This window comes from Psychrobacter sp. H25 (assembly GCF_059076335.1).
The window spans coordinates 2073361-2099853 of the sequence record NZ_JCACRV010000001.1; the positions used below are offsets into that span (position 1 = coordinate 2073361).

A 26493-nucleotide genomic window follows, 5' to 3' on the forward strand; every position below is an offset into this window, starting at 1 on the left:
TATAGTCTTGATATAAATCGATCATAATATGAACCGTAAACAAATGCGTCCTTTATCTACCAAGTCTTCTAGAGCAACCTCTGCAAAAGCTGGCCGACGAGTTTGGATTACCCTTATTTTTGCGTTACTACTTGTCGCTGTGGCTTACTTTATTTGGGCAAAGCCTCAACCAGATCCTGTCTTACCTATTAGCAAATCACCAACAATGGCTGAGCAAACTGAGGCCGCTAAAGCCGCTTCAAATTCAAAAGACATGACCAATGACGAGCACGATATTATCATTGATGATAGCGAAGACATGAATGAAAGTGTCATTTTAGATGAGAGTGCAAGCACTGAACTACCCAGCCCCGCCGCTATCTTAAACGCGCCTATACCAAAGACTGACAGCCTAGCAAAAGAAGAGATTGATCGTTTAGAAGATGAGCGTAAGCGCTTAGCTGAACAAGAAAAGCTGGCTGCTGAGCAATTAGCCATGAGTAAAAAACTCACCGATATGAAAGCAGAAGAGATCGCCCTACTCGAACAGCAAATAGCACAGCTAGAAGCAGATGGCGCTGGTCAAACAGAGCCACAATAAAAACAGCATTTCTGATAAAGAGGCTTAGGATGGCGAACCTGCAACTTACGCATGCGTCTATATTGAATAGTAGAGCACAACTGCTCATATTACCTGTCAATAACGCTGGCGTTCTTTTGGACCCTGTCCTTGCACGAGCCAAAACCTTGTACCCTGATAACTATCATCGCTATCATCGTGCTTGCCGTGATGGTAGCTTAAACGTTGGCAGCTGCTTACTGCATAAGCGCATGCGTGAGCAAGCAGGTCTGGGTATCAGTAGTAATGGCAATCAGCCAAGCTATATCGCTAACCTTGTGGTATCGAATCACCCATACCATCCTGCGCGTACGCGTTGGTTCACCACTGCCTTGATTGATCTACAACAGCAGATGATGCCGCTCATACGTTATAAAGGCATACGCAGAGTTGCACTATTGGCACGTCCACTTATTTTTGATAATCCACGTGATACTGCAACTCACCAAAGTACTGAAACAAATTCTCTGCCTCTAGATTGGCAGACTGATACATTGCCATTACTGACTACCTATTTACAAGACCTACCAAAGCTACGTATCGATGTGCACGTCCCAAAAAGCATCAGCTTATAAACAGACTATTACTTATAAACTGATTATGAATTGCTCAGTTATCGTTTTTAAAGATAAAAAAAACCGCCTTGAAATACTCTTTATGAGTACTCAAGGCGGTTTTTTTGGGTCAAACTACATCAAATACTGAGCCTTAGTTTTGCTCAACACCTTTCATAGTAAGTTTGATACGACCACGGTTGTCAACGTCTTGTACGAGTACTTTAACGACTTGGCCTTCTTTTAGATAGTCTGATACATTTTCTACGCGCTCTTCTGCGATTTGTGAGATATGCACTAGACCATCGGTGTTTGGTAATACGTTGACAAATGCACCAAAGTCTACGATACGAGCAACCGTACCTTCATAAGTTTTACCAACTTCAACTTCAGCAGTTAATGCTTCGATTTTACCAATAGCGGCTTTGGTAGCTGCTTTGTTTTCACCAAAGATACGAATAGTACCGGCATCATCAATGTCGATAACTGCGCCAGTCTCTTCAGTCAACTGACGGATAGTTGCGCCGCCTTTACCGATAACATCACGAATCTTATCTGGATTGATTTCGATAACCGCGTAGTTCGGTGCATGAGCGTTGATTTCAGTACGGCTCTCAGGCAGTACTTGATTCATTGCGTCCAAGATGTGGATACGACCAGCATGTGCTTGCTTAAGCGCCTGCTCCATGATGTCAGGAGTGATACCTTCGATTTTGATATCCATCTGTAGCGCTGTGATACCGTCTTTAGAACCAGCTACTTTAAAGTCCATATCGCCTAGATGATCTTCATCACCCAAGATATCTGATAAGACAGCAAAACGCTCGCCTTCTTTAACCAGACCCATCGCGATACCAGCAACTGGTGCTTTTAGTGGTACGCCTGCGTCCATCAATGCCAAGCTTGCGCCGCAAACAGACGCCATAGAAGATGAACCATTAGATTCAGTAATCTCTGATACTACACGGATCACATATGGGAAGCGTTCGCTATCTGGTAGCATTGCTTGTACACCGCGACGTGCAAGGCGGCCATGACCGATTTCACGACGTTTTGGAATACCTTCACGGCCCGTTTCACCAACTGAGAAATGCGGGAAGTTATAATGCAGCATGAAATGGTCACGAATCGTGCCACCTAGTGAGTCAATCATGTTGACATCACGGCTGTTGCCAAGCGTAGTCGTAACCAATGCCTGTGTCTCACCGCGGGTGAACAGTGCTGAACCATGCGTGTATGGCAATACACCAACTTGTACGTCAAGCGCACGAACTGTTTCAGGGTCACGACCATCGATACGCGGTTTACCTGACAAGATATTGTCACGAACGGTACGATATTTGAGGTCGTTATAGATTTCTTTAAGCTCAGATACGGTATCAGCATAGCCTTCTGATTCGGCATCACCAGCAAGTGCATCAATAATTGATTGCTTAATTTCGTCAAGCTTGGTGTAACGTGCTTGCTTATCAGTAATGGTATAAGCGTCAGCCACTTGCTCGCCGAACTGCTCTTTCATGCTGCTGGTAAGTGCTTGGTCACGCTCAGGAGCAGAGTATTGCTGCTTAGCAGTACCGATTTCTTCCGCCATTGAAGCGATATTATCGATAACAATTTGCTGCTGCTGATGACCGTACAATACTGCACCTAACATCTGGTCTTCTGACAGCTCTGCCGCTTCAGACTCAACCATCAATACCGCAGACTTAGTACCAGCTACAACCAAATCTAGATCACTGGTCTCAAGCTGCTCAGACGTTGGGTTTAGAACGTATTCACCATTAATGAAACCAACACGAGCGGCAGCAACAGGACCATTGAATGGCGCATCAGAGATAGCCAATGCCGCTGAAGCACCAATTAGTGCAGCGATATCTGCAGACTGAGTTTTATCTGATGATACAACCGTCGCTGTGATTTGGATTTCGTTTACATAACCTTCTGGGAATAGCGGACGAATCGGACGGTCAATCAAGCGCGAGGTTAAAGTTTCAAATTCGCTTGCACGACCTTCACGTTTGCCATAAGCACCTGGAATTTTACCCGCTGCATACATTTTTTCTTGATAGTTTACGGTGAGCGGAAAAAAGTTTTGACCCTCTTTAGCTTCTGACTTTACGACTGCTGCAACTAATACTGTTACGCCGCCCATGTGTACTAAAATAGAGTTTGCTTGACGAGCCATACGGCCTGTCTCGATAACAACTTGCTGGTTACCGTACTGAAATTCACGCTTAATGGTGTTAAACATTGTCATATAATCTTCCTAATGTTGACCGACAAAAGTGATATCAGCAACCTAATAAGCTGATATCTGTCATTAAAATTCTATGTATATGGCTACTACTGATTGACACTCTTTTTCTAAAAACTCATCTCAATCACTGCCAATAACGTCAATTGGTTATCTCTTATATCTGTCTGTGCTAGACATCGTACTATCATATATATTCGGTCGTTCAATTTTGACTTTACTATAAATACTATCAAAAAGGCGTCAAGTCAAAAGACTTTAGTGCTAAAAATCATGTAGGCTACCTTTGCACTCACAGTTATCGGATATCACCTGTCAGGTATTTGCTCATCCAATCAACTTATAGGCTAAGAGACTACTACTTTTAGATAATCGCCATGTATGGAGTAGATATGTTGTAAAAGTCACAAAGCATTATTTTACAGTGATTTGGAGCCATTGACCAATTAATTGCAAAACACAGCGACTATCAATAGAAAAAATTCGATCGTATATACATTTCGTGCTGTTTTTACTAAAGCTGCTGTCTACACTGCGCGTCTTACCTAATGATTTACGAGATTATCTGAACCTGTCTTATAAAATGAATAAGCATAAAAAAACGGCGTGAAACTATTCCACGCCGTTTTATAAAAATCTATATTATCGATAACAACAAACAAGTCCCGAATGGTCTAACGAAAACTTCAAGATTGTGCCATATAATGGTGTCTTTAGTTTTGGTGGCCCCTCGTGATGTATTTGTCAGATTAACGACGTAGACCCAATTGGCTGATAAGAGTCGTGTAACGACCAAGATCTTTACCTTTTAGGTAATCAAGCAATTTGCGACGTGTGTTAACCATACGGATAAGACCGCGACGGCTATGGTGGTCAGCTTTATGTGCTTTGAAATGGTTCTGCAAATCGTTGATACGAGCACTCAACAAAGCTACTTGAACTTCTGGAGAACCAGTGTCATTTTCGCCACGTTGGTATTGAGCGATGATTTGTTCACGATCGGTATTAGTTAGCATAAATATCTCCGGCAATGCTAAGAGCTTTAGAACGGACTACAATTTAAGTCGGCTTTAAAGCAATAGAATAATAAATAAAATAACTTGTACGCCATTCAGGACAACCCTGCATTACTAGAGTTGACCTAGTGTACGACAAGCTCAGTTACAGATAACAATCATTTAATAAGCCTAAACTGCTGCATATTGACTTCTTACCTAGTTTTAGTGCTGGGCAAGATACAATGTACTGTCTAGAACCTGATTTAAATGTGAGGATGATTATAGCAAAAAACCACTGAACTAGCAGCAGTTTTTCATAATACTTGTAAGTCTAATCGTCTATCTAGCAAAGTTACCATTCATTTGCTACTTAACGTCGTTTTCCTTAGCGTTACCGCCCAACTCGTCATCTTCGAGTGGTGCCGTAGTTGCCTCAGCCAAACTATCAGGCGTCTTATCTTCTCTAGGATTGATATCTTCTGAGAGCTGTGCAATTTCTTTTTCTTGCTCGTCCATGTTATCTGCTGAATTACTCATATTAACTCCTAAATTGTTTTTAGACTTTGTGATTGCTAGTGTTTGTTTAATAACTAAATAAGTACCAAAAAAAATAGCGTCATTCAGTTAAGAATGACGCATTAGATGTATTACTTGTCTTCTTTAGCACTCTCTAGATTATCTGCAATGCGATCTGCTGCAGCTTCACTGTCTTCAGTATGATTGTTTTCAGTTTGGCTTTTAAGAGCCGCATTCGCTGAATCAGAACGCTGTTGCTCAAGTTTAGTGTCGTTTGGGTTAGAGTTTGACATAATGTTCCCCTAGTATAGTTGTAATTAATTAAAATGTATTCGTGGTTAAACTTCAACCAGATGAAAAGATTAAGACAGTGCTTTATGTATTGCATCAGCGAAGTTGTCAATATCGTCTGGATTACGTGAAGTAATCAAATTACCATCGATTTGTACTGTTTTGTCTACGTAATTGGCGCCTGCGTTTTCTAAATCGGTTTGCAATGATTGGTAAGAAGTAAGCGTTTTTCCTTTGGCAATGCCCGTATCAATAAGCGCCCAAGGAGCATGGCATATTGCTGCCAGTGGCTTACCTGCATCATTGATAGCGTTGATGATACGATGAGCTTCTTCGTTGCCACGTATCGTGTCTGCGTTCACTGTACCGCCTGGTAACACTAACGCATCGTAGTCTTCGACATTCGCTTCTCTCGCAAAGATATCAGCCGTAAAGGTATCGCCTTTATCTACGTCCTGCTGCATGGCTTGAACTTTTTTGTCTTTGTTGGTAGTGATAAGAAGCGTCTTGTAGCCTTTGCCTTTTAGCTTATTGTTAACTTCTTCGTACTCTGCTTGCTCAAAATTGTTATGTAGTAGAAAAGCAATCGTTTTCATAATATTCCTTACTATCTATAGTTATTTATTTTCTGTAATTATTTTGATTTTATGATCCAGCTAATTATTGCACTGTGTTATTGTTCGTTCTTATTGTCTATTGTTATAAAGTCTTTTGGTTCGTGTTTTTATAGTGATATTTATTTTAGTTATTATTTTCTATTGTTATGGTTTTTTCGTCTTATTTTTCTGCTCAGCTTTCCCTAGCTGGTGTATATAATGTACAAAAAAAACAGGTTTCACCATATGTGAAACCTGCAATAAAATGTGACGGTATGTGATTAGTGTAAACTATTAGTAAAGCGAATGAGTTCTGGCTACTGGTTTGTATACAAAGTGATGTCAGTGTCAGCGCTGGATAAGTTTTTTTGGTTGTAAGCGCCCATTAAGACTGACAGCTCCCAACCCAAGAAACTCTCCTTGTTCATTGAGTAGACGTATATCAACAGGTATTTCATGTGCTAGGAGCTGATAAGACTCGAGGTCAGCGTCGCCTTCTTTATCGATTTCTAGATCAGCGTCATTAGTGCTAATAGCATTAGCATTGGTTAGTTGATAAGAAACCTTATTAGAAATGTAGTCCCTGAGTCCTCCGTTTAGCTCATCAAATACATTCAAACGTTGTCCCATATGTACACGAGCACACTGCTCTTCTGTAAGCGTTAGCTCAGCGTCGATATCGATACAGGCATCGATAGGTAGTAACCAGAACTGACGTTCTTCTAAAAGACATTCTTCTAACGATGATAAGGCGATAGATTTATCGATATTAAACTTACCTACCTGTGTACGGCGCAGAGCAGTCAGATGCCCAAGCGTACCTAGACCCTTTGCAATATCTTCCGCGAGTACACGCACATACGTACCCTTGGTACACGTTACTGTTAAGCGGATTTGATGATCGTCAATCACATTCAGATCGATCGCTTTAATGGTAATATCTCTCGGTGGCCTATCAACCTCAATACCAGCACGGGCGTATTCGTAAAGTTTTTTGCCATCTTTTTTCAGTGCTGAATACATCGGTGGTATTTGCTGCTGCGCACCCAAAAACTGCTGTGCAATAGTCGCTAATAAGTCTTCGTCAAACTCTGGAATAGATGCTTGTGCAATGACTTGACCGTCTGCATCACCAGTATCCGTTTGGCTACCAAGTAGAATAGTCGCTTGGTAAGATTTATCGGCATCCAGTTGATAATGACTGAACTTGGTGGCTTCACCCAAGCAAATCGGCAGTAAGCCTGTTGCCATTGGATCAAGCGTACCTGTATGACCTGCTTTTTTACTGTCATGATTAGGTGATTTAAACAAATATTTCACTTTAGATACGACTTGCTGTGAAGTCATGCCTTGAGGTTTATCCACCAAAATAACACCCGATACTTTTGTTTTATCAGGCGTTTTATTCGCTCTTTTATCCACTTGTTTGGACACTATAGACATAATTATAATTTACTCGTCATTCTCGTTTTGCTCAGTTTTAGTGACGGCTTTACTGATCAAGTCCATCATGTAATTACCACGAGCAGTCACTTCGTCATAATGAAAACGTAGACGCGGGGTAGTACGTGTCTTGAGACTATGGCTCAGCTCAGTACGCAAAAATCCTGCTGCTTTGTTGAGCACTTTGATACTGTCTTCATGGTTGGTCTTAGTCATGGCATCGTTGAGCTCAGGCTCCATGATGGTGACATAGACATCAGCATAGCCTAGATCTGGGCTGACTTTGACACTAGAGATTGTGACAAAACCTGTTAGACGAGGGTCATTGACCTCATCACGGATAAGAACAGCAAGCTCACGCTGAATCTGATCGGACAAGCGTTGTAGACGTTGGTTCATGTTATTACCTTACTTTAATGATGCTTATTTTTATTAATAGACTTATCAATTAATTTAGTACAAATACTTGCCAAAAAAGGCCTAGCAGGGTGTACCTGTTAGGCCTATGTACCGCTAGATATCTGCAGAGTATCGGCATGCTTAGCGAATGTCGCCTACTGCATTATGCATACTCTGCTATCGAACAGTGGCTTTAGATAGTACGTGCGAACTCTTGGATTTCAAAAACTTCGATTTTGTCACCAGCTTCGACATCATAGCCACGAACCGCTAGTCCACACTCTATACCAGTGCGTACTTCATTGACGTCTTCTTTATAGCGACGCAATGATTGCAATTGACCAGTAAAGATAACTTGGTCATCACGTAGTACACGGATAGGTTTGTTACGGTAGATTGTACCTTCAACGACCATACAACCAGCCGCCGCACCAAACTTACTAGAGCGGAATACTTCACGGACATCTGCCACACCAAGGATTTTCTCACGATGTTCAGGAGCAAGCATACCGCTCATTGCTGATTTTACATCGTCGATCAAACCATAGATTACGCTGTAGTAGCGAATATCCATATTAGCAGTATCTGCTTTGCGGCGTGCTGTCGCATCTGCACGAACGTTGAAGCCTAATAGTACCGCCTCGCTTGATTCTGCAAGCGTTACGTCAGATTCAGAAATCGGACCAACACCTGAGCTGATGACTCTGACTTTCACTTCTTCAGTAGACAACTCATTTAGGGCAGCTAATAATGCTTCAAGTGAACCACGTACATCTGTTTTTAGCACAATGTTCAAGAATGACACATCGCCTTGACCCATCTGATCGAACATACTCTCTAAACGCATAGCATTCTGACGTTCGAGTTGACGCTCACGCTCACGGTTGGTTCTGAAATCTGCAACTTCGCGGGCTTTCTTCTCATCCGTAACCACCAAGAACTCGCTACCAGCAGCAGGCGTCTCAGGTAGACCTAGGATTTCTACAGGAATAGAAGGACCAGCTGATTTGATACGCTGACCATGCTCGTCAGTTAGTGCACGAACCTTGCCATAGTGCTCACCAGCCAAGACCAAATCGCCTTGCTTTAATGTACCCTTTTTGACCAATACGCTAACAACAGGACCACGACCTTTTTCAAGTCTTGATTCGATAACAACGCCCTGCGCAGCACCGTCTAGAGGCGCTTCTAGTTCCATTAGCTCAGCTTGCAAGCTAATGAATTCTAATAAGTCTTCAATACCTTCGCCAGTTTTGGCTGAGATACGAGCCATCGGCGTATCGCCACCCCATTCTTCTGAGATAACTTCTTTGGTAGTCAACTCGTTAAGAACACGGTCAGGATCAGCGCCTGGCTTATCCATTTTGTTAATAGCAACAATGATTGGCGTACCGGCAGCACGTGCATGATCAATAGCTTCTGCTGTTTGCGGCATCATACCATCATCAGCTGCAACAACAAGTACCACGATATCAGTCGCTTGAGCACCGCGTGAACGCATAGCACTAAAGGCGGCGTGACCTGGAGTATCTAGGAAAGTAATAACGCCGCGATCAGTGTTTACGTGGTAAGCACCAATGTGCTGAGTAATACCGCCCGCTTCACCATTCGCAACTTTCGTTTCACGAATTTTGTCGAGCAATGACGTTTTACCATGATCGACGTGACCCATGATAGTTACTACTGGCGGACGCGTTTGGATGTTACTACTACGCTCATCAACGGCGTACTGTAGATCGTCTTCAACTTTTGTATCGCTGACTGGCACGGGGTTATGACCCATCTCTTCAACAAGTAAACTTGCTGTAGCTTGGTCAATCGTGTCTGACTCACGAGCCATTTCACCCATTTTCATAAGCAATTTAGTAACTTCACGAGCTTTAACTGCCATACGCTGCGCAAGATCAGCAACTGAAATCTGCTCACTAATCTCAACATCGTAGACGATCTTTTCAACTGGTTTTTCAAACTTGTGCTGTGACGCCTGAGTTGAACGCAAACCGTTTTTGCGGTTCTTAATTTCACGCTCATCTTGGTTTTTACGGCGACGGCCACGTGTACCAGTGCTGTTTGAACCGCGCTTGATTTCGCGACGCTCTTTTTCAAATGATTCTTCTAAGGCATCACCGACCAAACCTTCGGCCAATGGTTCATCTTTACGCACTTCAGTAACTGGCTCGCGATCTGTATATTTACCGGCCATTTTACGCATTTGCTCAAGCGTACGCTTTTGCGCTTCTTCAGCTTGAGTGCGGCGGGTTTCTAATTCGATTTCACGTAAACGCGCTTCTTCTTTCTCACGCGTTTCGCGAGCTTTACGCTCAGCAGCTGTTTCTACTTTAGGCTTAGTTGCAGCCACTTTTTTCTTCGGCTGCTCTTTCGGCTTAACTTCAGCAGTGGCTTTACCACCTTTTTTTACAACGACTGATGTAGAAACATCATCGTTCTTATCGTCTGATTTTTTGCTAGAGCCTAGACTTGCACGCATTGCAGCTAATGTGGCTGCTTGACGTTCTTCAGCTTTTTTCTTAGTAGCTGCACGCTCTTCAGCTTCTTTAGCGGCACGCTCTTGAGACTCAGCTAAAGCCTGTTCACGGGCTGCCAATTCTTCAGCCATTTTCTCTGGGTCAGGCTTCTCGAATACTTTCTTTTTGCGTACTTCAACATTGACGCTTTTAGACTTACCTGAAGATCCGGTCACACGCGCGGTACTGGTTGTCTTAGATTTAAGACTGATACGGCGCTTTTCTTGTTGACCATGACTTTGCTTTAAATACGTCACTAGCTTCTCTTGCTCAAGCTCGGTGACTAGGTCATCCTCTGCGCGAGCAGGTAGGCCAGCATCTACTAGTTGCTGCTGTACAGCATTTGTAGTTTTGCCTACCATTTCTGCCAGTTCTTTGACGGTCTTATCTGCCATTTATTATCACCTACTGTCTATTATTTGCTATATGTTCAATTCAGTTGTTGGCTACAAATGATTGGGTTAAGGCCAGTACCTACAACATGTAAGTATTGGCACTTTATTCTCAATAGCATATCACCAAAAGACAGCGATATGCAGTTACCGCTTATTCATCGAACCAAGATTCCCGAGCTTTCATGATGAGTTTTCCTGCAGTTTCAGAGTCTAATCCTTCGATATCTTCTAAGTCGAAGACGGCTTGTTCTGCCAAGTCATCAACGGTGATGATGTCTTTTTGTGCCATTTTATAGGCCCAGCTGACTGTCATACCTTCAAGCTCTTGGAGCTCTTGACTTGGCTCTTTCATGTTCTGTTGTTTGACCAATTCGTCTGCGATGACAACTTCTTTGGCACGCTCTTGAATCATGTCGATGGCTTCATCATCTAGGCCTTCAATGTCATAGAAGGTCTCAACAGGTACGTAAGCCACTTCTTCAATACTGGTAAAACCGATATCAACCAATGCCTGTGCTAAGTCTTGGTCCACTTCTAGACGCTCATAAAACAACTCAATAAATGCTTTTGATTCATTTTCTTGACGCTGCTTGTACTCTTCTTCGAGCATCATATTCAGCTTATAACCAGTCAATTCAGAAGCCAAACGTACATTTTGACCTTGTGAGCCAATCGCGCGCGCTAGCTGATCATTGGTACTAAAGATAATGTCTGCTGTCTGTGCATCTTCGTCTAGAATAATACTGCTAACGTCAGCAGGCTCTAAAGAGCTGATGATAAATTGGGCTGGATCATCTGACCAGACCACAACATCGATACGCTCACCATCCAACTCTTGTTGTACCGCTTGAATACGTGTACCACGCATACCGATACAAGCACCCACTGGATCAATACGATGATCGTTAGTCTTAACCGCTATTTTAGCACGGGTACCCGGCAGACGAGCAACGTTGCGAATTTCAATAATTTGTTCTGCAATCTCAGGCACTTCTTTTTGCATCAATGCTGATAACATTTCTGGATGCGTGCGAGATAACAATAGCTGTGCACCGCGGTTTTCACGGTTCACATGATATAAGATAGCATTGATACGAGATTTGGCACGTAGTTGCTCACGTGGCAACATCTGATCGCGTGACAAATAGCCTTCGGCGTTATCGCCCAAGTCAATGATATAACCATCACGTGTCTGTTTTTTGACTTCGCCATACATCATTTCACCGACACGTGGCTCAAAAGCATCGGCAACAAGCGCGCGCTCAGCTTCACGAATTTTTTGGATGATGACCTGTTTTGCTTGAGTAGCTGCAATACGACCAAATTCGATCGATTCGATCTGCTCCTCTTTGATATCACCAATTGACCATTCTTCTTGATCAAGATCTGTGATCGCAAGCTGACAAGCTGGCATTTCATGGTCTTCATCTGCAACCACGGTCCAGTAACGATAAGTATCGTAGTCGCCAGTGGCACGGTCGATTGATACGCGTACTTCTACTTCTGGCTGTTCGGTATATACTTTTTTCTTAGTCGATACCACCAAAGCATCTTCTATTGCTTCAAAGATATCTTCAGGATTTAAGCCCTTTTCATTACTGACAGTTTCTACTACCGTTAAGATTTCACGACTCATGCTATACCTGTCCTATCATTTTTTAATTGACTTAAATTTTATAATTTGGGTGTTGCTATTATATCGTTACTATAAGCCATGTAAGCTATTGAAAGATGACACCACTACTCTCTTATATGTCACTTTATGGTTCTTAACAGTTACGTTATAGTATAAATTTAGGCATCTTCATAAACTAAATTGGCTTTATCAATATTACTTAATGCAATCTCAAACTGTTCACCATCACTTGATGTCAGCTTAAGCGAATTCTCATCCATGCTATCTAATGTGCCTGTCGCTTTGCGGCGTTTTTGATCACCAGTACCAATGGCTTGAATCAGACGCAAGCTCACAGTTTGACCGACATACGCATGCATCTGCTCATCTGAGAAAAACGCACGATCAAAACCAGGTGAAGATACTTCTAAGATATATTCGCCAGCGATAGGGTCATGTACCTCTAAAATACCACTAACCTGGTGATTCACCGCTGCACAGTCTTCGATTGTCACATGTTTATCTTGGGCTTGCTCTTCTGGCAATGCCTCAATATAAATGCGCAGTAAAGAGCGGCGACCTTGTGGCGCAAACTCGATACCCCATAATGACACATCACAGGCAGCCACAGCAGGAGCGATAATATTAGTCAGTTCTGCAACTTTAGTCGAAAGCTTCATAATCTCTTTGTCTTTTCCTATTCACTTATCTGTCGTACTTAGTAAACCGTATTGAAGTCTTACTCTTCTATCTATATAAATTTTTTGGTTTGGTAAGAAGAATCACGGTCATTATATAATTATAAATCACAAACATATCAAATGTGTTGTGCCTTTATATAGGGATGAGCATAAAAAACATCAAGCTCAGCCAAACAATGCTTTTATTATTCATAAAGCACTACTATCGATGAAAGCGTGAGGAATAAAAGATAGTGTTGCTTAAGGAGCATCGTGCCAGTGGCGGCCGATGATGACCAGTGACGAGTAATATCATACTCTATTGACTTAGAGCTTAGCACAAGTAGGATAGATACCGCGATAACACCGACCTTTAGATACAAAAAAACCCACAAGCATAATGGTGGGCTAATCGGTACTGACAAATTTGGTATACAAAACATCAGTATAAAAAGTGGTAGCGGGGGCTGGATTTGAACCAACGACCTTCGGGTTATGAGCCCGACGAGCTACCAGACTGCTCCACCCCGCATCAATCTAGAACGCATATTATAGGGAGACTTTATAGAAGTGTCAACACTTATTTTAAATGAATTATAAATTAAGTGTTTTCTACTAAAAGATCTAACCTGACGCTATGCTACGTCTATAAAACTTGGTGCGATTGGGGGGACTTGAACCCCCACAGCTTGCGCCACCACCCCCTCAAGATGGCGTGTCTACCAATTCCACCACAATCGCATCTTACTACGCTGTTCTCTAGCATCTAATCTACAGCAAATGATGCTTAAGGTAGGCATCGGTAGACATAGGCATTGCGAAAACAGGAAAGCATTGTAAATCTAACGTGCCAAAATAGCAAGCGTTGCCTGCTCAAAAGACACTTATTCAGGGTTTTCTGTTAACGGACGCGGTGTTTGCGGTACTGACACTGGCGCGTCCAAACGGAACTGATCTTCAGCCTGCTTACGAGCATGAACCGCAAGCGTCATACTCGTAATAAAAAATACCACGGTTAGTGCCGCTGTCGCGCGCGTCAAGAAATTAGCCGTACCTGCTGCGCCAAATACCGTACCTGACGAGCCAGCACCAAAAGAAGCCCCAGCATCTGCCCCTTTACCATGCTGTATCAAAATCAAGCCAATCATGGCAATGGCCACAATAATATGCAGGGCTAATATAAACGTAAACATGGTGGCCTCTTTTGCCGCGTAATGACGACTGATAACGAAAAATAAAACTTAGGGTTAATGGAAGTAGCATCTAATGATGCTGGGTCGATTCTATAAATAAGGCGCATTGTACACGATTGCAAGGGCACTGTTAAACCTACTTTTACCCACTGATAAAGCCACAGTACGTAATAGTCTCTGTAGGCTATGATCTTGATATATGGGAATTATTTATCTAATTGAGCATTAGCTTGATCAAAAGCATTCGCAATTGCTAAAAAGCTCTCTGCCTTTAATGAAGCACCACCAACCAAAGCACCATCAATCATAGGATCCGCAGCAAAGCTTTCAGCATTACTGGCATTGACACTACCACCATAGAGCACCGTGATACTGTATACATTGCTAGCAAAGCCTGCAATAGCTTGCTTGATATACTGATGCGTCTTACTGACTTCCTCTACCGTCGGCACTTTACCCGTACCGATAGCCCATACAGGTTCGTAAGCAATAATCAGTTTCTCAGAGAGCAGCGAGATAAGATGTGGCTGCTGGACAAGTAAGTCTTTTATTACTGAGAGCTGTGTATCAATAACATTCAGTGTTTGATGGTCATCATACTGCTCTTGTGTTTCCCCAATACAAAACACCACACCTAAGTTCTCCGAAAATGCATGAGATAACTTGTTCAACAGGCAATCGTGAGATTCTTTATGGTATTGGCGACGCTCCGAATGACCAAGTATTGTCCAAGTGGCACCCGCATCGGCGACTTGCTGTGCTGAACAGTCACCAGTATACGCGCCAACATTCGCGCTATAGGTGCTAATATCTTGAGCGGCACTGAGTATTGTGCTGCTTGCTAAGCGTTCGCTGACCGCGGATAAATGAATACAGCTTGGTGCTACCATTAATTTGCATTGGCTATTAGAAATTGTCATGCCGGCTTGTTTTTGGGTGCCCATTTTAGACAGCAACTCATCTAACAACACACTAACATCATTGCTAGTTGCTGGATTTTGCTTCCAATTACCGATCACCCAAGCTTGCATACTCATTTACCTTGTCTCATGTATTGATGCCAATTCGGCTAATATGCGCGCCAGTATAACAAATAATTCGCAAGTGCTATAGTAGGGTTCTATCAAGAAGCGCTGAGCGTTTTGATCACTGCATGCAAGCGTCAAGGTTGTCAGCCATACTTTTATACTATGACGATTTGATTGTTAATATAAAGCCTTCAAACTAAAGTAAAGTCGTATATTATTAAGCATAACAATATTAAATGCCGTTATTGGCTTCTCTTTACGTAAATATGCCAAGAATGACAGATTAAGCAAGATCATAAAGTGTTAAAGAGATTTACTGAGAAAACAATGTATCAATCACCGCAAATATTTTAAATTGTAAATAATTAGTACGTACGTACCGAAGGCGTATGCAAAATATTTGGTATTAAGGAGAGGTCATAATGTCTATTGCAACCAGTAAGTATGGTGGTCTAGCCCAACAACTCATCAGTGATGGTGTTGTTAGCGAAGCAAACATGAAAACAGCGCAAATGGAATCGCAACAACAGCAAATAGGTTTGGTACCTTACCTTGTGGACAATAAACTGGCTGATGCTTATCACCTCGCCCAAATGCTATCGCAAGCTTTTGGTGACCCATTATTTGATCTAGATGCACTAAGCACTGATGTTATTCCAAAAGACCTGGTAGATGAAAAGATCGTTCGTAAGTTTAATGCTTTGCCACTATTCAAGCGGGGTCAACGCCTGTTTGTGGCACTCAGTGACCCAACCCGTGTTGATGCCATTGATGCCATTGCTTTTAACTCTCGCTTGTCGATCGAGACCATCGTTGTTGAAGAAAACAAACTCAAAAAGCGAATCGAAAATGTTTACGCTGATACGATGCAAAGTTTTGATAGCTTTTCTGATAGTGATTTAAATGTTGGTTTTGAAGATGGCGATGAAGATAAGGATGATGGGGAAACCAAGCTTAGCGATGGCGTTGATGAAGCACCTGTCGTAAAGTTCGTCAATAAAATGCTGGTTGATGCTATACGTATGGGAGCTTCTGATTTACATTTTGAACCCTATGAGAAATCTTTTCGAGTACGTTTTCGCGTCGACGGAGTCATGCAAAAAATGGCCAATCCACCTGTGCAACTTGCCAATAAAATTGCAGCCCGTTTGAAAGTTATGTCACAGATGGATATCTCTGAACGCAGAGTACCGCAAGATGGACGCATTAAACTAAAAATTTCTAAAAATAAAGCCATTGATTTTCGGGTAAACTCACTACCAACATTGTTCGGTGAAAAACTTGTTTTGCGTATTTTGGACCCTTCATCAGCAATGCTCGGTATTGATGCATTGGGCTATGAACCAGATCAGCAGGAAATGTTTTTAGAGGCATTACACAAACCACAAGGCATGCTCCTCATCACTGGTCCTACTGGTTCTGGTAAGACGGTATCACTTTACACTGGTATCAACATCTTGAATACGGGCGCCACCAATATCTCAACGGCCGAAGACCCTGTCGAGATTAACCTTGAGGGAATCAACCAAGTTAACGTCAACCCTAAAGTCGGTTTAACCTTCGCCAATGCGCTCAAATCTTTCTTACGTCAAGATCCTGATATTGTCATGGTTGGTGAGATTCGTGACTTAGAAACCGCCGAGATTGCTATAAAAGCAGCTCAGACTGGACATATGGTACTTTCAACTTTGCATACTAACTCTGCACCCGAAACATTGACGCGTTTACGTAATATGGGCGTCGCTTCTTTTAACATTGCGACTTCGGTCAATCTTGTTATCGCTCAACGCTTGGCACGACGACTATGTAAAAACTGTAAAAAACCGATCAGTATTCCACGGCAAAGCCTGTTAGAGATTGGTTTTACCGATGCCGACTTAGACAATCAAGATAATGTTATTTATGAGCCAGTAGGCTGCAATGAATGCCGTGAAGGTTACAAAGGTCGTGTCGGTATTTACGAAGTGATGAAGGTAAGCCCTGATATCTCACGTATTATTATGGAAGACGGTAATGCCATAGATATTAAAGATGCTGCTCTCAAAAATGGTTTCCGCGATCTACGCCGTTCGGGTATTTTAAAAGTCCTACAAGGTGTCACTAGTATACAAGAAATGATGCGGGTTACTTCTGAATAGACACCTAAGTGTTGATATCGGTCTCTCATAAGTTTGTAGCTAGTAATTAAAAATAAAACAGATAAACACTGGTTTTTTACGCTAAAATAAAGTATGCCTAGCCAATATTACGCGTTCGGCATCCTCCTATACATTTGTAATATCTATACTGGATCATTTTGAGGGTAGTAACATGGCAAAAGCTAAGACCGATATGTTGTTGGACTTTACCTATGATGGTACGAACAGACGCGGGCAGAAAGTAAAGGGTGAAACGACCAGTCGCAGCTTAGAATTAGCTAAAGCGACCCTACGCAAACAGGGCATCACGGTTAAAGGTATCAAGAAAAAACCGAAGCCTCTTTACACCTTTAAAAAACCGATTAAAGCCATTGATATTGCTATTTTTGCTCGTCAGCTAGCAACGATGATGAAAGCAGGCGTTCCGCTCACCCAGTCCTTCGAGATTGTCGCTGACTCACTTGATAACCCCAGTATGAAGGATTTAGTCCTACAGATTAAAGCGGATATCGAAGCGGGTGGTACCTTTGCTTCTGCTCTACGCAAACATCCTCGCTATTTTGATGACTTGTTCTGCTCGCTTGTTGAATCAGGTGAACAATCAGGTGCACTTGAAACGATGCTCGAACGCGTAGCTACCTATAAAGAAAAGAGCGAGCTATTAAAAGCAAAAATCAAAAAAGCAATGAAATATCCTATTGCTGTTATCGTAGTTGCCATTATCGTTACTATGATTCTCTTAATAAAGGTAGTCCCCGTATTTTCTGATCTGTTTGGCTCCTTCGGTGCAGAACTACCTGCGTTTACTCAAATGGTCGTTGGCATGTCTGAGTGGATGCAATCATGGTGGTTTATTTTGATTATTATTATTGGCGGCGCCATTATAGGTTTTTCAGAAGCTAAAAAACGCTCGAAGAAATTCCGTGATTTTTTAGACCGCGCTGTCTTAAAAGCACCAATTTTTGGCAATATCGCCTATCAGGCAATTATCGCTCGTTTTTCTCGAACACTATCTACAACTTTTGCCGCCGGTGTACCACTTATCGATGCTTTAGACTCTACTGCTGGCGCGACCAACAACGTTGTATTTTACAATGCTACGCAGCAGATTAAAAATGATGTGTCTACTGGTCAGCAATTGCAATTCTCTATCCGATCTACCAACTTGTTTCCAAGTCTGGTCATTCAGATGGTTGGTATCGGTGAAGAATCCGGTAGCTTGGAAGAGATGCTGGATAAAGTCGCCGTCTATTACGAAAATGAAGTAGACAATGCTGTTGATGGTTTAACCAGTTTGATGGAACCTTTAATTATGGCAGTACTGGGAGTCTTGGTCGGTGGTCTAGTCATTGCGATGTATCTGCCAATCTTCCAAATGGGCTCTGTAGTAGGATAATAGATCGATGCAATTTATACAGTTACTACAAGAACATACTGCCTTAGCTTTAATTATATTTGGTCTATTGGGTCTTTGTATCGGTAGTTTTTTGAATGTGGTTATTCATCGTACTCCCCTCATGATGCTGCATGGATGGCGACAAGAATGCAGTCAGTTCATGATTGAACAAGTAGACATGCCGCGCGAGCACACGCTACCAATAGCAAACATTGTAGCGAAAGACCAGCCAATCACTTTGAGTCGGCCAGCGTCTCGCTGTCCTCATTGTGCCCACAAAATCAGATGGTATGAGAATATACCTTTAATCAGTTGGTTAATGCTGCGCGGACGCTGCTCCAGTTGTAAAGCATCAATCGGCATACGTTATCCTTTAGTCGAGCTGGTAACTGCCCTACTATCAGTGTTAGTGATCTATAAATTCGGTGTAAATGCTACAGGGCTGTCCGCTCTGGTTTTAGTATGGACATTAGTGGCTTTGACAGGGATTGATTTTGATACGCAGCTACTACCTGACCGTTTGACGTTTCCATTGGCAGGTTTGGGGCTCGCGGTGAACTCACAAAGTTGGTTTGTGTCGCCAATACAGTCGATTTGGGGGTTACTGCTAGGGTTTTTGTCGCTATGGATCGTCGTGAAGGTGTTTTACTTGATCACAAAAAAACATGGAATGGGACAAGGCGATTTTAAACTATTAGCAGTATTGGGCGCTTGGCTTGGGCCTATGATGTTACCTTTAATAATTCTATTATCGTCCCTACTTGGGTCAATTGTCGGGTTAATCTTGATGAAAAAGCAAGGTGAGAGCAAGCCTTTTGCCTTTGGTCCTTACATTGCTATCGCAGGCATCGTGGCGTTGTTGTATGGTTCAGATATCGTCAGTTGGTATCTTGGCATGTATACTTACTAAATGATTCTCATAACTTTTCAGCAGACATGTATAAACGAATAAACAAGATTTTTTGAAATCTAATGGTTGGTTTATCGCTGCATTCCTTACTATATATACTAGACAAGCTGCTACTATGTTAAAAAACACGCCTCACCCTTATTCGCACCAATCACAAACTCTACAAACGAGTAATAAAACACTTGTAGTAGGTTTGACAGGTGGTATTGGTAGTGGTAAATCCGCTGCTAGCGCTTGGTTTGCTGAACAAGGTATCGATATCATTGATGCAGATGTGATTGCACATGAAACTGTTGCCAAAGGCAGCGACACGTTACGCAAAATCCAGAAAAAATTCGGTGACTGGGTATTGAACGGTGATGGGTCAATGGATAGAGCTGCTGTGCGCACTCATGTGTTTACAAACCCCGAAGCACTGATTGAGCTTGAAGCTATCACTCACCCAGCGATACGTGAGACGGCAAAAGCACAGCTAGAGGCTAGTACCTCCCCCTATGTGATATTGTCCGCGCCGCTACTGATTGAGGCTGCGGAAGCAGGACTTGCTAATTTATGTCAACGTATTCTAGTCATGGACGCCACTGAGGACACGCAGCTTGCACGTGCCAGTCAGCGTGATGATCAAAGTATACAAAAAATCAAAGCCATTATGACCAATCAGCTCAGTCGTGAAGAGCGCAATCGTCATGCGGACAATGTCATACTCAATGAAAGTAATCTGGCATCCTTATACCTACAGCTAGAACCCTTACATCAAGAGTATCTTATGCTTGCCCAGCAGCTAAAGTTCGCTGTCGATTAACTTCGTACAGTGCCATACCAGTTGCAACACTCACATTTAGGCTCTGTAAATTGCCATGCTCGTTTCCTGACATTGGGATATATACAAGCTCATCACAGCTTTCCATGGTCAGGCGACGCATCCCCTCTCCTTCTGAACCCATAATAATAGCAGTTTTCCCAGTCAGATCAGCAGCATGTATTGGTTTGGCATCGGAATTAAGCGCCGTACCAAATACAAATACACCAGCACTTTTAATTTGTGACAACGTGCGTGCCAAATTGGTGACGCTAATAATCGGCATCATCTCTGCTGCACCAACCGATACTTTGGCTACTGTGGGTGTTAGGCTTGCTGCGTGGTGTTTGGGACAAACAACCGCATCTACACCCATGGCAACTGCCGTACGCAAGCATGCACCAAAGTTATGCGCGTCTGTGATTTGGTCCAGTACCAATAACAAGCACTGCTCACGGCCAATAATGGTATCGAGTAAGCCCTCATCGGCGAAACCTAGTGGACGCGCATTTAGGACCACGCCTTGATGCTGCGGACTACCGCATAACTGCGTTAGCTTGTCTTTTTGGGTTGGCTGAATACTAATACCATTAGCCTCAGCTTGGGCTATGATGGCTTGTACATGACTGTCAGTCTCGCGCCCTTGCTGCACAAATAAGCTAAGACCATCAAGCGGACGATGTTCAAGTAGCGCATCAATCGCATGGATGCCATAAAAATAAATGGGTTTTGCCATAATAGGCCTATTAAATATGAGGTGGGTATCGCGATAAGCGATGGAGTAAAAAAGGATGTCGTTAGCACTGATAATAGATGTAGCTATAACTACTCATTACCAATTAAACAAGACTTAAAAACAGAAATAAACAATACCAACCTGATATTGTTTATTTTTTGGTTATTGATGTTATCAGCCAGTCATTGATGATATTAGCGTAACGGTATTTTTATCGTACTGCTAGCACTATCAGCCTTTTAATATTATCAACCCTCTAGGTGGCAGACATACTGAACGATCTCTTCGGTACGAAGATTGAAACCACTGTTGCCTTCGACGACAAATGATTGACCTGCACGGTAGTAGCTAAATTCCTCATCGCCGTTGATTTTCACTTCACATTCGCCGCTGGTAATTTCGATACGCTCGGAGGTATTGGTGCTAAAGTGATAGTGCTCTACCAGATTATCACAGGGTAGGATAACACCCAATGTCTTATGGCGACCATCTTCAAACATGATGGTATGGCTCGAGCATCGACCGTCATAAGATATTGTCGCTTGTGCATTGACTGTTACGTTAGTAAATTGCGCCGCTGTCATCGTGGCTTCCTTATCAAATAATTATGGTAAAACTAAAAAATAAGTAACGGGTTACAGTCGTCCCAGCATAGCGTCATGACCAGACACTTCTGCTATACGTACTGTATCCTTTTATACTAGATGTCTGCGCACTACAAGTAATCGCAGCTTCTATGAAAACGCTTTGGAACAACAATTGATCGGGACATTGTGCTTCCCACTATACGCCTATAATTTTACAAAATCATGACTCGTTGTCATGTATTACATTTTATCATCGTGTGAGATTATGCTACCACATTATATCCACAAAGTTTGTTAAAGCGACTAGGAAAATACTACCCAATACTGATTATCCATTAACTCATTCAGTATTATTTCGTACGATTATTTAATCAGTATAAGGGACGGGCTATCATGAGCACTGCCCGAGCGCTTTATACATATCGACTGCTTATAGATCCGCTTTATTTTGAGATAACAAACTATCCTAATAGTTGATATTGTAGACATTATAGTAATGACTTGCGGTCTATTTTCGATAGTTATATGATACTCTTCCAAGAAGAAAGTCTATTATACATCGTCTTAAAGTTTGTATTTAAGCCTATTTAGCACCATACTATTTGCCTACAATATTTATCTACTTAATACGGTTAAATAGATAAAATCATCTCATTATTTATCTCATTTCATAGATGACTCCTTGAGTTTTATATGAAGTCCATTGTCTGTCACGAGAGGCGTTGATGCTAGTATCATTAACTTTACATCAGTTTGCATTGATCGCTAAGCATGAGCTGAGTGTGGCTGAAGGTTTTAATGTCATCACTGGTGAGACAGGGGCTGGCAAGTCATTATTGTTAGATGCGCTGTCTTTATGTGTCGGCGCGCGGGCAGACAGTGCGATGGTCAGACATGGCGCAGCACATGCAGATGTCTATGCTCAGTTTGATATAGCAAATAACCCTATTATCACTGAGTGGTTTACCAAAAATGATCGGGCGCTAGACGAGCCTGAAGTGCTTATTCGTCGCCAGCTCAGTGATACAGGACGCTCAAAAGCATGGTTGAATGGGTCGCCCGTCAGCTTGGCTGAGCTAAAAAGCTTGGGCACGTTATTGGTCAACATACATAGCCAACATGCTCAGCAAGCCTTGCTAAAGCCGCAGTTTGTGGTGCAATGGCTTGATGAGATGGCAAAAATCACGCCACTAGCTGAACAAACTGCCAGTAGCTATCAGGAGTATCAGCAGCTAAAGCGCCGCGCTGATGATCTCGCTAGCCGTGAAGCACAGCGCCAAGACCGTATTCAATTATTACAAAGCCAACTGACGGATGTTACCCCTTTATTGGCTGTCGATTATACAGACGTTGAATCTGAGCATGAAGAGTTATCCAATATCGAAGCGCTCATGCAAGAAGCCAGTCATGGCTTGCATCTGCTCGATAATGATACTGACGAACCAGACGTTATGACGTTGCTTGGTCAGGCTATAAAACTCTGTGATCATCAAGTAAGTGTCAGTCAAACGTTTGAGCAAGCCTCTGAACAGCTGTATTTGGCACAGCAGCAAATCACTGAAGCCACGACCCTACTGTCGGACTATGCTGAACAGCAACTGCCTGACCCTGAGCGTTTGCAATCATTAGACAATCTCATCAGTTTGGGTCATCGCCTATCTCGTAAGCACAACTTGCCAGCGGGTGATTTGATCGATGAAGCAAAAGGATGGCAAGAGCAATTAGAGCAATTAGAAAATGAGCCGAGCAGTGATGTGATGGCCGCACAAATCGAGCAAGCTTGGCAAGACTATCTGGCATTGGCAGCTCAGCTAAATAAAGCGCGTACAAAAGCGGCGCCCTCAATCAGTAAACAGCTTATTGAGCAGTTACAGCCGCTTGCACTACCTAATGCTCGCTGCGAGTTCATATTTACCGAAAAGGTAGAGCCGAGTCACTATAACGCGCAGGGGTGCTTCGATGTCGACTTATTGTTCAGTGCCAACGTCGGTATGCCGATGCAGCCACTACACAAAATCGCCTCAGGTGGTGAGCTATCGCGCATGGCGCTGGTCATGCAAGTACTACAAGCGACCAATGCTGATAATAATGCGGCCAAGCCCATGCTCGTATTTGATGAGGTCGATGTCGGTATCAGTGGCGGTACGGCACAAGTCGTTGGTGAGCTGCTACGCGCACTAGGGCAAACGCAGCAATTGCTTGCCATTACTCACCAAGCCCAAGTCGCAGCGCAGGCGCATCAGCATATATTGGTACAAAAGCATCATCAAGAGCAAACTGAAAGCGAGCTACTCATATTGACTAACAGTGCACAAGTAGATGAGCTTGCCCGTATGTCTGGCGGTGTGACTATTACAGAGGTCACTCGTGATCATGCTCGCAGCTTACTGTCTGATGTCAAATAGCCTACTATCAGATAGCATGCCTACTGTCACTAAATTATCTATTGTTTGTCAGCAAAACAGTGCTTACTAGATAACAGTGTTTACTAGACAATTATAACCGTCAGTAGCATGTGGCGTGAATCTTGCTTTTCTATCCGTTATCACCATATAGTGGTCTCTCACCCTTTTTATTCGGTTGCGTTTGTTTCTATGTCTAAAACCAATTTGACCCATCACTTCTTGATTGCAGCACCGGAGCTGTCAGACCCCAGGTTTGAGCAGGCGCTCATCTACATCTGCCGTCATGACAAGCATGGTGCGCTAGGTCTGATGGTTAATCGTCCACTTGAGCAATCTCGAGTCGGTAAGTTATTAGAAGATTTAGATATCGAAGTGACCAATCCACAAGTGATGGAAGATGTGGCACTAGAAGGTGGCCCCATGTATCCTGAGGTTGGTTTTGTGCTGCATACTGGTCAACCAGAGTGGGCGTCCTCTTTTGCGATTTCGGAAAACGTCTGTATCACAACCAGTCAAGATATCCTAAAGCGTATCGCTGCAGGACAAGGTGTCGGTCATTATCAGCTGTGTCTGGGTCATGCCAGTTGGGGTAAAAAACAGTTGGACCAAGAACTGGGTAATGGTGATTGGCTGGTGTGCCCTGCCGACCTTAATTTACTTTTTGATACGCCATTCGAAGAACGTTGGCAAATCGCTGCGGACAAAATCGGTGTCAATTTTGATTATCTCAGCAGTGAAATTGGTCACGCTTGATATCATATATTTCATGCATTGCGTCTTATAAATACAGATAGAGAACCAAAGGATAGCCGTGACTATGGTAGATAGCCCTTTTACAGCCACTAGCAAAGACGCTATAAATAGTGCCATTGATAGTCTCAATGCCCCTGGTGTCAGTCATAATGACCCGAATACCAATGACCTTAGTAGCAGCGACCTTAATACTAGAGACAGTACCGCTGAGACCGGCATTACTGAGAGTACTGAACCAACGGTAAAGCCGCATCTTATTCTGGCACTAGATTATGGTGTCAAAAAAATGGGTATGGCGCTTGGTAATACCATGACTCAGACCGCCCGTGCATTTGACATTCTGGCGATGAACAATGGTCAGCCTGACTGGGACAATCTAATCGGTATTATCAAAGTCTGGGGCGTGGCACAAGTCATCGTCGGTCTACCACTTAATATGGATGGCAGTAGCTCTATGCTCTCAAAACGGGCACATAAATTTGCGCGTCGTTTGGCACATAGGATTATGGAGCAGCACCTGCCCGTAACCGTGTCACTATGTGATGAGCGCCTGACCTCAATCGAAGCAAGAGAAATCGCATGGGATAACGGTTGGATAAAAAACGAGCGCGACCCGATTGATGACATCTCTGCCTGTATCCTGATGTCGACCTATTTTTCGGACCCAACTAGCAGTATTGCCATTGACGCGATCAAAGCCGACTAGTTAAAAAAGCACCTGAAATACATAGTTGCCTTATGACGCGACTTCGCTATATTGTCTCTTTCCACAGATAAATGACTGATTACTATGACCACCGCTTCAGACCAAGATTTGCATACTAAGTCGCAACATGGTTTTGCACCGCTTGCTATTGCCCGTATTAGAGGTGCGCAGCGTGCAAACCAAGTAGCGATTTATCTTATTTATGCGGCTATTCTCGCATTTGTGGTCTTTGGCACCATCGCTAGCATCAAGATGTTCCATGACAACCAGCTTCTTTATCGGTTGTTTTATAACCTACCCTATGCTCTAGTTGCTCTCACCATTCCTATTACTATTTATGATGCGTTGGTGGTTTACCGCTACCGTTTGAACCAGCCCTCGATGATTGCGATGAGTATTGGTGTCTCGACTATCATACTGATTGGTGGGTTAATATTTGCAGATACCGTCTGGTTGGGATTGTCCTGCTGGCTGGGTGTAGCTTTCTTGTTTAAAGTCAGCTTCAAACGCTTTTTTAACTATTTAGAAGTGGCTGACTTGCCTGATAATGACGAAACGCCAGAGACAGATATGGTAGACGATGCAGACAGCACGCATCAATAAATCACGCAAACCAACTATTATTAAACCCACCTATTTAGCTTTACGATAACGACTATGACCACTCCTATACCAGATACCCCGATCAACCATCACCTAGATACGCAAGGACTGATCTGTCCTGAGCCAGTCATGATGTTACACCGAGTCATCCGCAGAGCAGATAGTGGAAATATGATCGAAATACTGGCAACCGACCCTGCTACCACCCGCGATATTCCGAATTTCTGTCGTCATTTGGGTCATGAGCTGATAAGTCAAGAAACTTTGGCTGAAAACGTAAGCTTAGACACTGACCCTGACGAAATCACCATCGATAGTGATGACACTACTCCCGCAAGCGTTACACTATATCGTTATGTGGTTAAGAAAAAATAG

The 26493-nt window shown here is 42.9% G+C and carries 25 protein-coding genes and 2 tRNA genes; 11 read left to right on the forward strand and 16 right to left on the reverse strand.

The features are described from left to right. Window positions 1–28: 28 nt before the first annotated feature. Both AC5JPO_RS08370 and AC5JPO_RS08375 read left to right on the forward strand, forming a co-directional pair. Window positions 29–580, forward strand: a complete 552-nt coding sequence (locus tag AC5JPO_RS08370; RefSeq protein WP_493843972.1) for a hypothetical protein — start codon at window positions 29–31, stop codon at window positions 578–580. A gap of 29 nt (window positions 581–609) precedes the next feature. After that, the gene (locus AC5JPO_RS08375) at window positions 610–1173 is read left to right on the forward strand and encodes a hypothetical protein (protein ID WP_493843973.1); all 564 of its coding nucleotides are present in this window, start codon (window positions 610–612) and stop codon (window positions 1171–1173) included. Between the two features lie 133 nt (window positions 1174–1306). Here AC5JPO_RS08375 and pnp read toward each other — a convergent pair whose 3' ends face one another. The 14 genes from pnp to tpiA form a co-directional block, all read right to left on the reverse strand. After that, window positions 1307–3409 (reverse strand): polyribonucleotide nucleotidyltransferase, encoded by a 2103-nt coding sequence (gene pnp, locus AC5JPO_RS08380; protein ID WP_493843974.1) that lies wholly within the window; start codon window positions 3407–3409, stop codon window positions 1307–1309. A 746-nt stretch (window positions 3410–4155) separates the two neighbouring features. Continuing rightward, window positions 4156–4422, reverse strand: a complete 267-nt coding sequence (gene rpsO / locus AC5JPO_RS08385; protein ID WP_045443035.1) for a 30S ribosomal protein S15 — start codon at window positions 4420–4422, stop codon at window positions 4156–4158. A 348-nt stretch (window positions 4423–4770) separates the two neighbouring features. Beyond that, window positions 4771–4941, reverse strand: coding sequence for a hypothetical protein (locus AC5JPO_RS08390; protein WP_319050741.1), 171 nt, complete (start codon window positions 4939–4941; stop codon window positions 4771–4773). A gap of 110 nt (window positions 4942–5051) precedes the next feature. Then, the gene (locus AC5JPO_RS08395; RefSeq protein ID WP_493843975.1) at window positions 5052–5213 is read right to left on the reverse strand and encodes a hypothetical protein; all 162 of its coding nucleotides are present in this window, start codon (window positions 5211–5213) and stop codon (window positions 5052–5054) included. Window positions 5214–5282: 69 nt separating this feature from the next. Further along, entirely contained in the window at window positions 5283–5807 is a 525-nt protein-coding gene (locus tag AC5JPO_RS08400; protein WP_493843976.1) for a type 1 glutamine amidotransferase domain-containing protein, read from the reverse strand. A 348-nt stretch (window positions 5808–6155) separates the two neighbouring features. After that, window positions 6156–7250, reverse strand: coding sequence for a tRNA pseudouridine(55) synthase TruB (truB, locus tag AC5JPO_RS08405; protein WP_493853822.1), 1095 nt, complete (start codon window positions 7248–7250; stop codon window positions 6156–6158). A 9-nt stretch (window positions 7251–7259) separates the two neighbouring features. After that, window positions 7260–7649 (reverse strand): ribosome-binding factor A, encoded by a 390-nt coding sequence (locus AC5JPO_RS08410; RefSeq protein WP_301450984.1) that lies wholly within the window; start codon window positions 7647–7649, stop codon window positions 7260–7262. A gap of 193 nt (window positions 7650–7842) precedes the next feature. Continuing rightward, on the reverse strand, window positions 7843–10569 hold the full coding sequence (gene infB, locus AC5JPO_RS08415) for a translation initiation factor IF-2 (protein ID WP_319050746.1): 2727 nt from the start codon (window positions 10567–10569) through the stop codon (window positions 7843–7845). Between the two features lie 151 nt (window positions 10570–10720). Next, window positions 10721–12205: a transcription termination factor NusA gene (gene nusA / locus AC5JPO_RS08420; protein WP_319050747.1), complete on the reverse strand. Its 1485-nt coding sequence runs from the start codon at window positions 12203–12205 to the stop codon at window positions 10721–10723. 158 nt (window positions 12206–12363) lie between these two features. Further along, the gene (gene rimP / locus AC5JPO_RS08425; protein ID WP_493853823.1) at window positions 12364–12864 is read right to left on the reverse strand and encodes a ribosome maturation factor RimP; all 501 of its coding nucleotides are present in this window, start codon (window positions 12862–12864) and stop codon (window positions 12364–12366) included. 455 nt (window positions 12865–13319) lie between these two features. Beyond that, window positions 13320–13396, reverse strand: a tRNA-Met gene (locus tag AC5JPO_RS08430). Window positions 13397–13520: 124 nt separating this feature from the next. Beyond that, window positions 13521–13605, reverse strand: a tRNA-Leu gene (locus tag AC5JPO_RS08435). Window positions 13606–13748: 143 nt separating this feature from the next. Next, complete coding sequence (gene secG / locus AC5JPO_RS08440) at window positions 13749–14057, reverse strand: preprotein translocase subunit SecG (protein ID WP_319050749.1); 309 nt, start codon at window positions 14055–14057, stop codon at window positions 13749–13751. A 206-nt stretch (window positions 14058–14263) separates the two neighbouring features. Then, on the reverse strand, window positions 14264–15088 hold the full coding sequence (tpiA, locus tag AC5JPO_RS08445; RefSeq protein ID WP_493853824.1) for a triose-phosphate isomerase: 825 nt from the start codon (window positions 15086–15088) through the stop codon (window positions 14264–14266). Window positions 15089–15507: 419 nt separating this feature from the next. Here tpiA and pilB point away from each other — a divergent pair, with 419 nt between their 5' ends. From pilB to coaE, 4 genes are all read left to right on the forward strand, one after another. Next, window positions 15508–17223: a type IV-A pilus assembly ATPase PilB gene (pilB, locus tag AC5JPO_RS08450; RefSeq protein ID WP_493853825.1), complete on the forward strand. Its 1716-nt coding sequence runs from the start codon at window positions 15508–15510 to the stop codon at window positions 17221–17223. 172 nt (window positions 17224–17395) lie between these two features. Further along, window positions 17396–18619: a type II secretion system F family protein gene (locus tag AC5JPO_RS08455; RefSeq protein WP_493853826.1), complete on the forward strand. Its 1224-nt coding sequence runs from the start codon at window positions 17396–17398 to the stop codon at window positions 18617–18619. Between the two features lie 7 nt (window positions 18620–18626). Further along, window positions 18627–19529, forward strand: a complete 903-nt coding sequence (locus AC5JPO_RS08460; RefSeq protein WP_493853827.1) for a prepilin peptidase — start codon at window positions 18627–18629, stop codon at window positions 19527–19529. A gap of 115 nt (window positions 19530–19644) precedes the next feature. Then, window positions 19645–20331, forward strand: coding sequence for a dephospho-CoA kinase (gene coaE, locus AC5JPO_RS08465; RefSeq protein ID WP_493853828.1), 687 nt, complete (start codon window positions 19645–19647; stop codon window positions 20329–20331). Here the strand turns inward: coaE and rlmB are convergent. Both rlmB and ppnP read right to left on the reverse strand, forming a co-directional pair. Continuing rightward, entirely contained in the window at window positions 20294–21064 is a 771-nt protein-coding gene (rlmB, locus tag AC5JPO_RS08470) for a 23S rRNA (guanosine(2251)-2'-O)-methyltransferase RlmB (protein WP_493853829.1), read from the reverse strand. The genes coaE and rlmB overlap by 38 nt on opposite strands. Window positions 21065–21312: 248 nt before the next feature. After that, entirely contained in the window at window positions 21313–21648 is a 336-nt protein-coding gene (gene ppnP, locus AC5JPO_RS08475; RefSeq protein ID WP_319050756.1) for a pyrimidine/purine nucleoside phosphorylase, read from the reverse strand. Window positions 21649–22376: 728 nt separating this feature from the next. Here ppnP and recN point away from each other — a divergent pair. From recN to tusA, 5 genes are all read left to right on the forward strand, one after another. Continuing rightward, the gene (gene recN, locus AC5JPO_RS08480) at window positions 22377–24056 is read left to right on the forward strand and encodes a DNA repair protein RecN (RefSeq protein WP_493853830.1); all 1680 of its coding nucleotides are present in this window, start codon (window positions 22377–22379) and stop codon (window positions 24054–24056) included. A 189-nt stretch (window positions 24057–24245) separates the two neighbouring features. Further along, on the forward strand, window positions 24246–24809 hold the full coding sequence (locus AC5JPO_RS08485; RefSeq protein WP_493853831.1) for a YqgE/AlgH family protein: 564 nt from the start codon (window positions 24246–24248) through the stop codon (window positions 24807–24809). A gap of 217 nt (window positions 24810–25026) precedes the next feature. Beyond that, window positions 25027–25515 carry a Holliday junction resolvase RuvX gene (gene ruvX, locus AC5JPO_RS08490; protein ID WP_493854028.1) on the forward strand — a complete coding sequence of 163 codons (489 nt, stop codon included), beginning with the start codon at window positions 25027–25029 and terminating at the stop codon, window positions 25513–25515. A gap of 84 nt (window positions 25516–25599) precedes the next feature. Beyond that, the gene (locus AC5JPO_RS08495; RefSeq protein WP_493853832.1) at window positions 25600–26118 is read left to right on the forward strand and encodes a hypothetical protein; all 519 of its coding nucleotides are present in this window, start codon (window positions 25600–25602) and stop codon (window positions 26116–26118) included. A 54-nt stretch (window positions 26119–26172) separates the two neighbouring features. After that, on the forward strand, window positions 26173–26493 hold the full coding sequence (tusA, locus tag AC5JPO_RS08500; RefSeq protein ID WP_493853833.1) for a sulfurtransferase TusA: 321 nt from the start codon (window positions 26173–26175) through the stop codon (window positions 26491–26493).